This is a genomic window from Streptomyces sp. NBC_01433 (assembly GCF_026340105.1).
Taxonomy (GTDB): Bacteria; Actinomycetota; Actinomycetes; order Streptomycetales; family Streptomycetaceae; genus Streptomyces.
Genome location: NZ_JAPEPM010000006.1, coordinates 287,093 through 300,608 on the forward strand (window position 1 = coordinate 287,093; position 13,516 = coordinate 300,608).

Consider the following 13,516-nt stretch of genomic DNA (forward strand, 5'->3'; position numbering starts at 1 on the left):
GCGTCTTGGACGCAGCGCGGAAGCCGGGCTGACTGTGCAATTGCGTGTGGGTGCGGGTACGCTCCACCACGAGACACCGCCTTACTCGGTTCTCGAACTCGATATACGCCCTCGGACTTGCTCAAGGTCCGGGGGCATCGTGTTGTCAGGGCTAGCAGTAGATCAATCGATGGTCACCCTATCCCCAACGGCAACGGAAGTGCACAGCCTGTCGGCGGACCGGTACAGACCGCGCGTCGCGCTGATCAGCGGTCACTTCACGTCAGACTCACCACAGTTGGGTACATGACCGGACCAATCGGTCAAAGCCACTCTATCTGCGCGAATATTCATGAAATCACAACTCCGCGCCTGTTCTCCGCTGTAGCTCACCCGGCGGACCGAAAGCGCCACGGCGGTGCGTGACTTGAGCAGCGCCGACTCGATGTCCGTGGCCAGGCGCGCCGAGGTGGTGTGCTGGTGTGCCGTCTCCGCCAGGCCGGCCTCGGTCATGACCGCTGCCTCGTCGACGAGATCCGCCTCCAGGAGACGCCGGGCGACGTCGGCGATGCCGCGGGGGATGTACATCTCGCGGATCGCCCAGGGGGAACCGGACCTGCTCAGGACGCTCTGCCGCAGCACCACGCTCGTCTCCGGCGGCACACCCAGTGCCGCCGCCACATGGTCGGGCGCCTTCTGTACCGCGGTGGTCACCACCTCGACAGTGTCGCCGGCCTGCTCGAGGACGGGGTGGACGTGGCCGTGCTCGTCGATGCGGGCCTCGAAGGCGGCGGCAGGGGTCAGGATCATGTAGCCGACCTTGGGGAGCCGCCTGATCAGACCCTCCTGCTCCAGGATCTCCATGGCCCCGATCAGAGTCTTGCGCGCGCAGCCCAGGTGTTCAGCGAGCTTGCGCCCGGACAGGACCGTGCCGGGCGAGCGGTCGGGTTCGCCGCTGTAGATCTCGGCACGCAGGCTGTCAGCGAGGCTGCGCCTGTCGGTTGGGGTCAAGGCCATGCGCACATACTGCCGCACGGGCAAGGGCCGGGATGAGCAGGCCTGGACTGCTTTCGCCGGTTGCCTCTTGACGAGATCCGCAAAGCAATGCACCATCTGGACTACCTGGAGTACCCCAGGGAGTCCAAATCTGTGTGTTCCACGCAAACGGCCTCCGAGGGATAGAGCCCTCGAAGGCCGTGGTGGAGCACGCCGCCCCTTCCCTTTTTCCGTCACGAAGGACAGACGACGCAATGACCAGCATGACAGCCGCCCGCCCCACGCAGGGCGCCACCGACCAGATCCGCCTCACCGACGATGTCGCCCGCGAACTCGCCTCCTCCTACCCGGTCGCCGAGCTCGCCGGCGCCGGCTACCTCGCCGGGCCCGACGGACACGCCGTCGCCGGCCAGATGCGCGAGCCGCAGCTGAACGACGCCGTCCGGCAGTTCGGGCGCTGCAGCGACACGAACGACGTGAACGCCTTCTACCAGCGCGAGGAGGAGCAGGACGAGGAGTGGCGCGAGCGCCGCGAGCGCACCATCGCCCAGTACTGCGCGCCCTGCCCGATTGCCGCAGCCTGCCTCGAGCTCGCACTGCGCTACCCCGAGGAGCCCCGGGACCTGGCCGTACGCGGCGGAACCACCGAGGAGAGCCAGCTGGCCCGCGTGGCCGCCGAGACCATGAGGCTGTCCGCGGCTCGCGGCCGAGACCGTGCGCCGGGCGAGCAGCGTGCCGAGCGGCTGACTGCGGCCCGCGAGGTCCAGACCCTGGCCCGCACCCACATCGGCCTCTCCGTCGAACCGAAGTACCGGAACAAGAACCACGCCGACACCCGGGCCGCGGTCAGCCGTCTCAAGGAACTGCAGGGCCAGCACCGGCGCGCGACGGGGTGGGCCGCATGACGGACCACACCACACCGCATGGCGGCGCCCCCTCCGAGATCGCCCAGCTTCGCGCCCTCAACCTGCGCCTGGTGCAGGCCCTGCAAGCGAAGTCCGAGATGCCGATGGTCCTCGTGCCCATCCCGCAGACCGGAACAGAGCCCGCACCGGCCGCGCTCGTCGGCATCCTCCTCGTCCTGTGGCGCCAGGCCCGCATCGAGGCCGATGCCTACCAGGACTGGATCCGCCAGCCGGCCGCTTCGCCGGCCACGGACGCAACCGCCCGCAACGCCGAAGCGGCGCAGGCTCACCCCGGCAACCGCCCGGGCCGCCGGCACTCCCTCCCGGCTGCGCCGGAGAACGAGGCGGCCGAGCACCACCCCGACGCGAACGGAACCGGCTGACGACCTCGCACACGCCACCTGTTCCGGGCGCTCGCGCTCCCACCACGCCGCAGTGAGGACAACCCCCCGTGGTCCCGATCCTCTTCGGACACGAGCAGCAACCGCTGTACTACTGCGCCTCATACGGAGGCCACTACCCCTTCCAGCACTTCTGCGAGTAGCCGCCATGACTCCCACCGAGAACCAGAGCAGCCGCCAGCACAAGCGTGGAATCCACAGCGGACGGCTACGCCGCCCGTCCACCTGCCAGTTGAGCATCGCTGCCAGCCTGCTGGCCCGCTACGGATACAAGGACCAGGCCGACGCCCACAACAACGGGATGTGCGCCCGTCTGTACGCCCTCGGACGCAGGACGGCCGCCCTATGAGCAGCCCGACGTACCCGCCGTTGGACAGCCCGATGGCCAACGAGGAGGACCTGGACCGCGCGCTCTTCGACTACCCCCGGGCCGCAGACCCGCAGGACCTGAACGAGATGCAGCAGCCCACGCGACCGCAACGGTCGGCCAGCTCCACCGCGGACCGGAGACCACCGTCGCCTCGCCAACGCCCCACCACCACGACCACCGCCCCGACGCGGTGCCCGCCCGATCCGGTCGCGGGCACACGCGACGACATGAAGAAGGAGTCCGACGGTGAGCAAGAATTCCCGTCGTCGACGCCGCCAGGCTCCCCCGCCACAGCCTGCGGACAGCCCCAGCGGCGCCCTGGACGCCGTCGACACCTTCGAGATCCTGGCCCTCTACGCCGACGCACGTGACCGGTCAGCCGACATCGTCGGACTGGCGAAGGAGACGTCCAGCGACGCCAAGGCCGCTGCGGCAGCGCAGGCCAAGGCCCTCGTGGCAGCTGCCGAGGAACAGGCTGGCCGTGTGCGCGAGGACGCGGAACACCGAGCCAATGAGCTCCAGGAGCGCACCCGGCAGGCCAGTTCGGCTGTCGCGGCCGACGCCGCCGCCCAGGCGGAAGCAGCCAAGGAAGCAGCCCGTCGCGCAGCAACCGACATCCGAACCGCCGCGGAAGCGGACGGAAGGCGCCTCGTCGAAGAGGCGACCGCCCAGGCGCGGACGGTGTGTGAGACAGCGCAGGAGCGCGCCGGCAAGGAGCTCGCAGGTGCCCGGCTCCAGGCCGAGCAGCTTCAGCGTTCAGCCCGCCGTGACGCCGAAGAAGCCAGTGCCCGCCTGCGTGCCGCCGACGAGGAGGCGAAACGTATCCGCCAGGTAGCGGCCGAGGCCGCGGCCGGGCTGCGCCGGCAGGCGGCCGCGGACATCAGGGCGGACCGGGAGCGATCCGTCCGTGATGCCGAGGAGCTGAGCAAGACCGCGGCCGCGACCGTCGCGTCGGCCGAGAAGCGGGCCACCGAGGTATCTGAGCAGGCGACCAGCCGTGAGACAGCAGCGAAGGAAATGGAGGAAGAGGCCCACCGGCTGCTCACCGAAGCCCAAGACGCCTGGAAGCGGGCCCATTCGCGCACGGCGCGCCGGCAGGAGCGCAAGGACAGGCGTCAGCAGGGCCGTCAGCAGCGATCGACGGCTCGGCGTGAGCACAAGCAGGCCAAGGGGCGCCCGACCCTCGCCCACCGCCTGGGCCAGGTACGCCAGTGGGCACGGGAACTCGTACGCAACCAGGCACGCCGCGTCCTCGTCGCCGGCCCGATCCTCGCCCCGATGGCAGTGGCCTGGTGGTCCCAGACCGACTACGCCAAGGAGGCCTTCGGCTGGTGGACCGTCTTCGCCCTCGGGTTCGCCGCTGCGTGGGAGCTGACGACGGCCTTCACCGGCTGGATGTACCACCAGGCCAGGCAGCAGGGCGACTCCGGAACCATCTACCGGATCATGACGTGGGTATTCGCGTCCGGCGCGGCCGCGATGAACTACGCCCACCACTGCGGCCCCGGGGGAAAGCCGACGCAGGCCTCCGTCGCGTTTGCGACGATGAGCATCGTCGGCATGGTGCTGTGGGAGCTGTACGCCTCCCTGGTCCACCGCCAGTACCTGCGAGAGCAGGGGTTGGTCTCCCGGGCACGGCCGAAGATCGGCCTGATCCGCTGGATCCGCTTCCCGGTCCGGGCCTGGACAGCCTGGTCGCTGACGATCGAGAACGGCTCGCTGTCCACACTGGAACGAGCTTGGAACGCCGCCGGCGTCGCCCTGACGGACCGGAAAGCGGTCCGTTCCGGTCTGGCACGGCACCGCATCGTGATCCCTCGCGTTGTGACCGCCGGCCTGCACCACGGCGCCGGTCCGACGGCCATTCCCGCGTTCCACACCATCTGGAACGCGCCGTACGTGCCGCCCGGCGGAGCGTGGGAGGACCGGAATGGAACGGAACACGCCCCAGACCCTGCGATGAGCGCGACCCCGGGTGGAACGGGGCGGTCCGAAGCATTCGTTCCGCTCGGGCACCCCTCCGTTGAGCAGGACTTTCCCGGCGTTCCGTTCCGCTCCGCACCCCCTGGTGCCGTTCCGGGCGGCACTGGAACGGAACGGGCGCCGATGGCCTCGACACCTGGAGGCCGCACCGCGGAACGCGGCGGAACACCCACCGCACCGGCACGGAACGCGCCGGGTGGCACGCCGGAGCACCCGGAACGGAATGGCACGAACGCCCGGAACGAGCGCGAGCGCACCAGTGGTGCGGAACGAGACGAGGACGAGGTGGTGCTCGACGACAAGGAACGCGCCGCGGTGGAACGCCTCCGCACCAAGAAGCAGCCACTGAGCAAACGGAGCATCTCGGAGGAGGTGCGCTCCAACGGAGAAACGATCGCCGACGACCGCGCGCTGAAGATCGCCAACTACCTCAACGCCAAGGCGAAGGTCGCCGCCCAGCAGCTCGCAGGCGTCTGACCGCTGCTCCAGCCGCCTGCTGGCTCGGAGCACCAAGACCGGGAGACCCGGCCCGCTTTCCAGGGCCCGGCCGGGTCTCCCTCCTCCACACACGGGAGTCCGCACATGATGACCCACCACCGCCTCCGGCGAAGGCAGCTGCACAGCCGGCGGCTTCTGAACAGCCTGCAATGGCTGATCGCCGGCGACGACCACCAGCTCGCGCAGACCCGCTATGGAGTCCGGGAATCAGCTTCCGAGCGCGCCGACCGCCTGGAGGAGACCGCACGCCGTGCACGCCTCGCGCGCCGCCAGCGGGATGCGCGGCGCGCCTCGCGCGAGGGCCAGCAGTGGGAAGACTCCGTCTACGCGTCCTGGAGGGACCACCTGCTTTCGGCTTCCGCCCCCACGCCGCTCGCCGAGGAGACACTTACGAGTAGCGCCACCAGCAGGACCGTTTCCCCGCACGGCGGTTCTCTGCCCGCGCTGCCCCCGGGATTTGCTCCCGCAGTCGGCAACCACCATCAGCGGGCCGACGCTCCGCCCCGGTCCGACGCCGCGGCTGGTGCCACCGCCAGCGCGCAGCGAGAGCGCAGCAGGCCGGCGCTGTACCTCGTCGGGGGCCGGGCGCCGACACCGCAGGCCACCGGGCTTCGCCGTCCCGACGGCCGGCCCGCCTCCACGGGCACCAAGGCCGGGGGACAGTGATGTCCTCCTCGCGCATCCACCGAGGCAAGGAGCCGTCGGGCCCGGCCGCTGACGGCTGCTGCGCCGGTTGCCCGCTCAGCGATACCTGCAGCCTGGCCGACCCCGTACTGGCCCGCTGCGCCGTCACCGGGGCGGTCCCTCCGCCTGAGCCACCGCACGACCCCCCTTCCGTCACCGCAGGCACGGACCTCGATCTCACCGAGGTGGTCAGCCGCGGAGTCGAGAAGGCCGTCGGCGCGGCGTTCGGCCTGGGCTGGACAGACCTGCTGGCCGCAGTGATCGAGCGCACGAATAGCGTCGATTCCGAAGGCAACCCGGTCGACTGGGGCCGACTGCAACTGCCGCGCAATCTCCTGTGCCTGGCCGTCGCCAACATCGTCCCCATCCAGGGCGCTCCCGCCTCACGCTGGGCCGCAGACGCCTTCACCGGCTACGGCCTCGCAGCACTCCTGATCCCCACGGGCGCGGTCCTGACGGTCGCCGGCGCGGTCTGCATCGGCACGCTCGTCGGCGGCCCGATCGGGCTGTTGTGCAGTGCGGCCCTGACGGTGGCCAAAGGAGCAGGTCAGCTGACCTGGCGCCTCATCTGCTCCCGTCTCGGCTGGATCATCACCCGCCCGCTGATCTGGGCCGGAGTCTCCGGCCTGCTGATCATCACCTGGCGTGCCCTCGTGCGCCTTCTTACCGGAGCCTGATCATGTACCTCGCCATCGACATTTTCGACAACCAGCCCGCCAACGCCGGCTTCGGCGCGCTCCTGTTCGGCGCGATGGCCCTGACGGCAGTCTTCGCCGGATTCAAGAAGAAGGTGCTGCGCAAGAAGAAGACGTTCGTGCTGGTCTTCTTCTTCGTCCTGCTGGTGACGGTCAACTCCCGCGGGCTCTTCGGCGAGGCCGCCGGAGCCCTGCGCGCCGGCATGAACTTCCTTGGCCAGACCGCCGCCGAGGAGGGCGCCGGCGCGACGGTGAACGCCCGCCCGCCACGAACGGCCGTCACACCCGTGTCCGCAGGAGGGGCCGCGATCGGCCTGTGCGGAATCACCTACTACCTCGTGACCCTGTACGCGGCCAACTGGAAGCCCGTCGACTGGAAGGAGATGCTCGGGGGCAGCCTCATCGCCATCAGCTTCGGCACTTCGCTCGGCTTCATGGGGATGGTCGTCAGCGCGACCACCCTGACCGGCAACAACCTGGGTCTGTGGGCCTTCGGCGGCTGACCACCCGCCTCACGGACACTGCTACCCACGCCCTCAAGGAGCCCTGCGTCCCATGCCCCGACGCCCCCGCAATCCCCCGGACAGCACCGAGCTGGCTCCGTTCGGCGAGCTCGTGTTCGCCGAGCTCGTCGACGATGACGACCCGGGCCCCCAGCAAGGGGAGCAGGCGCCGCGAACCGCCCCGAACACCCCCCGGCTGCGGCAACTCCGGGCCGCAGCCCGCCGGGTCGCTCATTGCGCCCGCACGGCCGCGTGCGCCATTGCCGGACACGTCCTACCCGGCCTGCGGCACGCCCTGTCCGCGGCCCGGCACTGGCTGCGCGCCGGCTACATGTCCGATGACGAGATCCGACGCCGCATCATCAACAAGCCCCTCGAAGCCGACCTTGCCCGCCGGCATGAAGCCCGCACCGCGGTCCGCCGCCTGGAGAACAGGATGCGACACAGGCTCGAGGACGCCGCGGCGTACGGCCTCGACGCCTCGGAGAAGCAGACCATCCGCAACCTCAGCCTGGAGCTCCGTCGGCGCCGCAACGGACTCGCCGCACTGCAGTCGGTCCCTTTCACCGCCGAGCAACCCACCGACGAGCAGATCCGCAGGGCCCGCTCCCTCAGGGCGTTCGGCCGCTTCAGCACCCTTGTTCCGATCCTCGGCGCCGCTGGCGCCGTTGCCGCCAGTGCGCCGTCAAGCCTCCTCGGCGCTGCCCCGCTGCTGGCCGCGGGCGGCTGGTGGCTGACGTATCACCCGCTCGAACTCGTCGAACGCCCCATCCCCGAGGACCTGCTGCTGCCCGAGCTGGCCCCGCCCGCCCTGGAGAGCACCGTGACCTCCGGCACCCCCGGTGGTAACGACCCGCAGGAGGACCTCACCCCGTTCCCGATCGCCCAGGCCACCACTCCCGAGGAGGCCGGCGAAGCGCTCCGCCGCGCCCTGCTGCACGAGCGCCAGGACGTCGACCAGGTCACGGAAGTCACCAAGGAAGCGTGGGGGTGGTCCGCCCGCGCCACGTTCAACACCGGCACCCCCGACGACCTCAACAAGGACGACACCTACAAGGGGCTGATCACCCTCCTCAGGCTGCGCCGCAACGGCCTGCTCATCGAGGGCGACCCGGATGCGGGCGAAGCCTGCACCGTCCGCATGATGCAGCGCTCGCCGTTCAGCCCGGAACTGGTCGGCGACGTGCCGTACCGGGCACCGCTTTCCATGTCGATCACCGAGCCGGCCGACTACGGCGTCTCGATGGACGCCAAGCCGCTCTTCTTCGCCCTCGCAGGGCTGATGCTGCTGATGGTCGCCGACTCCGGCGCCGGCAAGTCCGGCGTCATGCTGGCCATGGCCGAAGTCGTCACGGCCTGCCGGGACGCCGCTGCCTTCAACCTCGATCCGGTCGGAACGGGCGTCGGCGATCTCGGCGAGGCGATCACTCTCAACGCCTGCATGGACGACGAGAAGATCGTCGCGACACTGCAGTTCCTCCTCACGCTGTGCTCCGCCCGCGCACGGCTCCGCGCCCGCTACGGATGGGGCAACAAGTGGCGGGTCTCGCCCGAACACCCCGCCATCGTCGTGTTCGTCGACGAATGGGCCCAGCTCTCGGCCCAGGCGAAAGCCCTGCTCATCCGGCTGCTCCTGGTCGGCCGCAAAGAGGCGATCTGGGTGATCGGCGGAAGCCAGTTCGGCACGAAGGACTGGCTCGGCGAAGCGGTCGGCCCCAAGCTGTCCGGCAAACTCCTGGGTTCCTGCCGCCGCGTGGACGTCACCGAACTCCTGGGCGGCGGCGCGCTCGCCGAGGGCTACCGAGCCGACCTCCTGCGGGCGGCCACGCACACGGAAGTCAACGACGCCGGCCAGCTCTACGCGCAGGGCCTGCCCGGAGTACCCGACCGTCCAGTGCGCTACAAGGTCCGCGAAGTCACTGCCGCGTACGCGGCGCAGATCGGCGCCGAACGCGCCGCAGCAGGTCTGCCAGACCTCACGTACACCCTGACGGAGGCTGGGCTCGTCGACGAGTGGCAGGGGCTCATCGACTTCCTCGCCGCGGACGCCCCCGCCGAGGGCCAGCACCGTTCCGTCGGGCTCCCGGACTTCGTCCGCGTCCTGCGCGAGGCCTTCACGCGGGAGAAGGACCCTGCCTTCCTCACCTATGACCAGCTCCACCCCCACCTGCGGGCCCACGACGCGGACCGCTGGGGGCGCTGGGACGACAAGAGCGACATCGACCGGATCCGGGAACTCGGCAAGGCCGTGCGGCGCGAGCTGGACGCGGCGCAGGTCGAGTTGTCGTCCGAGCGGATCAGGGAGCTGGACGGCGCTCCCCGCGGCTTCTACCTGTCGGCCCTGGAGGAGGCGGTCGAGGACCTGAGGTGATCGGCCGGAGGATCGGCCGCCATCGGCTCATGAATGGCCTTGATCGGCTGGAAGGACCGATCAAGGCCGATGGTCGGTGCGATCGGAAACCGTAGTTGACCTGCAAGGACCGTTCAGACCGTTCAAGGTCTACCCCCGCCTGCGTCACGCCGGCGGCACCCGTCGGGGGCGGCCGGCCAGATGGGACGGGCGAGTGCCTGAGCAGCCTGTCGCGGGAGGGAAGCAGATGAACCAACCCGTAATGCATATTGCTTAATTGGAAATGAGTATGTAGTCTTTGAATATCGCTGGGCGTGGCCTTCTCTGCCGCCCACCCGTCACCTGGCGGGCTTTCTGCCGAAGAACAGGACTTCCCATGGGCTTTCCCGGCCTGGAAACCAAGACCCACATGATGCTCGTGGCCGGGCCGGACACGACGGTTCCCGTCCCCGTCCGGCTCTACTACCTCACCACCGACCCCTATGCCGTTCAGTTCACCTTCGACGTTTCACCCGACGAGGTGGTCCGGTGGACATTCGCCCGCGAACTGCTGGCCCAGGGCATGGTGGGCCCCGCCGGGATGGGGGATGTGAAGATCACCCCGATTGGCGACAACCACGCCCGGACCCGCATCGTGCTGGAGTCCCCCGAAGGCCTCGCATGCCTTGAGGGAGCTACCGCGCCCCTCAAGGCATGGCTCGACTCGACCTACAAGGAAGTCCCGGCGGGCCACGAGTCCTCCGCCGTCGACATCGACAGCCTTCTCGACGAGCTGCTGGCCCACTGACGGCGCGCCACACCTCGGGCCGACGAAAGCCAACATCGGCTTCCGCTCAAGAAACTTCGCGTCGCCATGTCACACGGGGGCCGCACAACGCACCTCTACGCGTGACACATCGCCACTGTCTCCAGCAAGGAGTCCACTCATGACCATCCACTCTCTCCACAAGACTTCGGCCATCAGCCTCGAGAAGGTCGCCGGTACCGCGCCCGACCTCATCGACATGTACAAGGACGCCGGAACCAGCCTCCGCAAAGTCGACCTCATCGGCAGGCGCGCCGCCGTCTATCTCGTGGTCGACCGCTCGTACTCCATGCTGGAATTCTTCAAGAACGGGGCCGTGCAGAGGCTGAGCGACCAGATCCTCAGCTTCTCCGCGCACCTCGACGACGACGGTAAGGTCCCGGTCGGCTTCTTCTCCGACACGATGCACTCCCTGGGGCGAGGCGGCATGTTCCGGCGCCCGCAGGCATTCGTCGACGTGCAGCTCGGCGGCCATCAGGGCCGCATCGCCGAACTCCACAACTCCCTGGGCACCATGGGCGGCACGAAGTACCGCCCGGCGATGGAAGCGGTCCGCAAGCACTACCGCGCGTCTAGCGCCTTCAAGGCCTCCATCCCCGCCTTCGTCGCCTTTCAGACGGACGGAGCGCCTCACGACGAGCGCGCAACCCGGGAGTTTCTCGAGTCCACGCAGGACGAGAACATTCGCTGGCAGTTCGTCCCGTTCGGTGAGGAGCGGCAGTTCGGCGTCCTCTCCAGCCTCCCGGGCAACGTCGGCGTCAGCGCCGTGGGCTACAACCCGTTGGATCTCTCCAACGCCGAGCTCTACAGCCGCCTCGTCACCGGTCTTCCCCGGGCCTGACACATGCAGGGGCGGCCGAGCGCCGACCACACGGCCGCCCCGCCCCCACCGCAGCAACCCCTTAAGGACATCCCTTGCACTCCACCACCGTACGGGCGGTCATCGCGACCGCTGCTGCCGTCACCGCCGCTTTCACCCTCATCGGATGCGCCGACGACGTCGACCTGGACCACGGCAAGGTCATCGAGAAGCGCAGCCGATCCGCGCAGGGCCCGATCTACGAGAAGGTCCAACGACCGGCTCCATGCCGCGCCACGCGCACGCAGACCCTTCGCAGCAGCCTCACCAAGCCCGCTCCACCGAAGCCCGCTCCACCGAAGCCCGCTCCACCGAAGCCCGCTCCGGTGAAGCCGGCTCCGGTGAAGCCCGCCCCGGTTCCGGACGGGCCCCAGAGCAAGGACAAGACCACCCCGCGCACACCGGAGAAGGGCGATGGCCGCAGGCCGTGCGGAACGGTCACGATCCCTGTGCTCAAGGGCTACAAGACCCCGGGGAAGTGGGAGCTGAAGCTCCAGGACGGCAAGGAAACCGACTGGGAGACCGTGACGTACGAGGAGTACAACAGCGTCGCCGTCGGCGACTCCTTCTGAATCGAGTCGGCGAAGGGCGCGGCACGGCCGCGCCCTTCGCCGACCGGGCCGGCCGTTTCGGCACACACATCAGGCCCACCCTCCTGGCGCTCGATCGCAGGCACCTCCGCCGACGCGCCGGCGACCACTTCGCACGCACGACCTGCGCCCGGCGCGGGCAGCCGCACACGAACCACCAACGCCCCGAACGCGAGTCGCCCTCACCACGATCGCGGGCGACTCGACAGCATCGCCACCCCCACCTGCTCACCGCCGACCTCCCTCCGACAGATCAGGAGCGACACCCATGGCCATCTTGCCGACATATCTACCGGAGTACGCCGTCGCTGCGTACGCCCAGGAGCGGCCCTCCGTCCAGCGCATGATCCTCGAAGCCCGCTGGGCCCACCTGCAGCGTGACGCCACATTCGAGCGCCCGGACGCATTCCGAGACGACCAGGTCCACCGGATCGGGCGTGCCCACCTCATTCATCTCGGCGCCCTGTACGACGTCCTCGCCACCCGTGGAGCGCGTGACCCGGAGGTCCACGAGGCCGCACGCGGGCTGGGAACCAACCTCCTCGCGCATGACGGCTTCCACCTGCCGACCACTCGTCTCTCCGGTATCGCCTACCTGCGCACCGCCTATGCCGCCCTGCACGGCCACATCGCACCGCTGCCGCGGACGGACGGCCCCGCGGCGGCCCCGGCCAGTGAGCCGGACGGACTGAACTTCCACGGCCCGCCGGAGTCCCGACTCATCCGCACCATGCTCTGGGCGTACACCGTGGCCCAGGACTGCCGGAACCAAGGCAGGCTTGCGGAGGCGAGCGCCCAACTGCGCGAATACCAGATCGCCCGCGGCCTCCTGCTGTGGAGCGCCGCCGCGCTCGCGCCCGCCGACCGTGGCGCTGCACAGGCCGCAGTATCTGCCGGCCACCACGTACGAGGTCTCGACGGGCGGCCGCGCACGAGTGACGAGGGTGCCCGCCGCTACCTGCTGGAGGCCTACCACGCAGCGCACCACGAGGACGACGACCGGCAGCAGCACGACCTGGACTGCCCCGGTGGCTGCGGCGGAGACGGCGTTGTCATGGCCACCCTCACCTGGGATGATCAAGGAGACGGCATCTTCGTACCCGTCTGGGCTGAACCGGTCGACTGCACCGAAGGTGTCCCGCAGGCGCATGACCCGGCCTGCTCTGAGTGTCTCGGCCACGGTTACACCTACGGCCACGGCGAGCGCAACCTCTGCCTCTGCCTGCGTCCAGAGGATCTGACAGAGCACCCCGGGCTTCAGTGAGCGTTCCTCAGCGGTCCGCCGAGGAAGATTCACCCCTCCGATCTCGCACTGCTCCGGAGAGCCGGCGGCCCGCCCGCCAGGGAGGGTGACTCCGCAGGAAGGGTGATTCCGCCCCCGATTCCGGCATGCCGACCACGGGGGCGGGATCACCCCCCTGGACGGCAGGCGCATGTTCCAGGGGGGAGGTGGAATCACCCGCCCCTCCTCGCCAGCTCCCAAGAGCAGACGCGAGGGTGATTTCACCCCTGGCTGTGCCACGGCCCCCGGGGGGAGGTTTCGCCTCCGGAGGACCCGAGGAAGGGCGTTCTATCCGTCAAGGACCGTCGAGCAGTGGCGCAGTCGCCAGCGGAACGGGCCTCCCGTGGGCAGCAACGAGGAGGTCGCGCCCCGGGTCGCGCCCCGGGTCGCATCCCGAGTCGCGCCCCGGGTCGCGCTCCGGGTCGCATCCCGAGTCGCGTCGGCGTCCCCTCCTCAAGAGGGCAAAACCGCAGGTCAGAGGGCCCTTTTCGTGGTTTCTCTGACGCCGACTACTTCCCTACAGGGTTAGTTGGCCAGGAACAGAATGCGAGAAGGGGTGAGCGAAGCCGGCGAGTTGAAGAGGAGGAGTAAGAGGAGAGGAAGAGCGGAGCAGAGC

General features: G+C 69.5%; 13 protein-coding genes. 12 read left to right on the plus strand and 1 reads right to left on the minus strand.

Annotated elements, in window-relative coordinates:
- Nucleotides 1–252 precede the first annotated feature (252 nt).
- On the minus strand, nt 253–1,092 hold the full coding sequence (locus OG413_RS44880; protein ID WP_266815807.1) for a GntR family transcriptional regulator: 840 nt from the start codon (nt 1,090–1,092) through the stop codon (nt 253–255).
- 137 nt (nt 1,093–1,229) lie between these two features.
- Here OG413_RS44880 and OG413_RS44885 point away from each other — a divergent pair, with 137 nt between their 5' ends.
- From OG413_RS44885 to OG413_RS44940, 12 genes are all read left to right on the plus strand, one after another.
- Nucleotides 1,230–1,880 (plus strand): WhiB family transcriptional regulator, encoded by a 651-nt coding sequence (locus OG413_RS44885; protein WP_266815808.1) that lies wholly within the window; start codon nt 1,230–1,232, stop codon nt 1,878–1,880.
- The gene (locus OG413_RS44890) at nt 1,877–2,263 is read left to right on the plus strand and encodes a hypothetical protein (protein ID WP_266815809.1); all 387 of its coding nucleotides are present in this window, start codon (nt 1,877–1,879) and stop codon (nt 2,261–2,263) included. The genes OG413_RS44885 and OG413_RS44890 overlap by 4 nt, the downstream gene beginning before the upstream one ends.
- Nucleotides 2,264–2,429: 166 nt before the next feature.
- Entirely contained in the window at nt 2,430–2,630 is a 201-nt protein-coding gene (locus OG413_RS44895; RefSeq protein WP_266815810.1) for a hypothetical protein, read from the plus strand.
- Between the two features lie 267 nt (nt 2,631–2,897).
- Nucleotides 2,898–5,111: a hypothetical protein gene (locus OG413_RS44900; RefSeq protein ID WP_266815811.1), complete on the plus strand. Its 2,214-nt coding sequence runs from the start codon at nt 2,898–2,900 to the stop codon at nt 5,109–5,111.
- A 105-nt stretch (nt 5,112–5,216) separates the two neighbouring features.
- Nucleotides 5,217–5,798: a hypothetical protein gene (locus OG413_RS44905; protein ID WP_266815812.1), complete on the plus strand. Its 582-nt coding sequence runs from the start codon at nt 5,217–5,219 to the stop codon at nt 5,796–5,798.
- Nucleotides 5,798–6,493 (plus strand): hypothetical protein, encoded by a 696-nt coding sequence (locus OG413_RS44910; protein ID WP_266815813.1) that lies wholly within the window; start codon nt 5,798–5,800, stop codon nt 6,491–6,493. Before OG413_RS44905 ends, OG413_RS44910 begins: the two co-directional genes overlap by 1 nt.
- A 2-nt stretch (nt 6,494–6,495) precedes the next feature.
- Nucleotides 6,496–7,014: a hypothetical protein gene (locus OG413_RS44915; protein WP_266815814.1), complete on the plus strand. Its 519-nt coding sequence runs from the start codon at nt 6,496–6,498 to the stop codon at nt 7,012–7,014.
- Between the two features lie 52 nt (nt 7,015–7,066).
- Nucleotides 7,067–9,385: a hypothetical protein gene (locus OG413_RS44920; RefSeq protein WP_266815815.1), complete on the plus strand. Its 2,319-nt coding sequence runs from the start codon at nt 7,067–7,069 to the stop codon at nt 9,383–9,385.
- A 355-nt stretch (nt 9,386–9,740) separates the two neighbouring features.
- A complete protein-coding gene (locus OG413_RS44925) occupies nt 9,741–10,151 on the plus strand; it encodes an SsgA family sporulation/cell division regulator (RefSeq protein ID WP_266815816.1) in 411 nt (136 codons plus the stop codon).
- A 139-nt stretch (nt 10,152–10,290) separates the two neighbouring features.
- Nucleotides 10,291–11,010 carry a VWA domain-containing protein gene (locus OG413_RS44930; protein ID WP_266815817.1) on the plus strand — a complete coding sequence of 240 codons (720 nt, stop codon included), beginning with the start codon at nt 10,291–10,293 and terminating at the stop codon, nt 11,008–11,010.
- A 74-nt stretch (nt 11,011–11,084) separates the two neighbouring features.
- Nucleotides 11,085–11,600: a hypothetical protein gene (locus tag OG413_RS44935; RefSeq protein ID WP_266815818.1), complete on the plus strand. Its 516-nt coding sequence runs from the start codon at nt 11,085–11,087 to the stop codon at nt 11,598–11,600.
- Between the two features lie 286 nt (nt 11,601–11,886).
- Nucleotides 11,887–12,882 (plus strand): hypothetical protein, encoded by a 996-nt coding sequence (locus tag OG413_RS44940; protein ID WP_266815819.1) that lies wholly within the window; start codon nt 11,887–11,889, stop codon nt 12,880–12,882.
- The last annotated feature ends 634 nt before the right edge of the window (nt 12,883–13,516 follow it).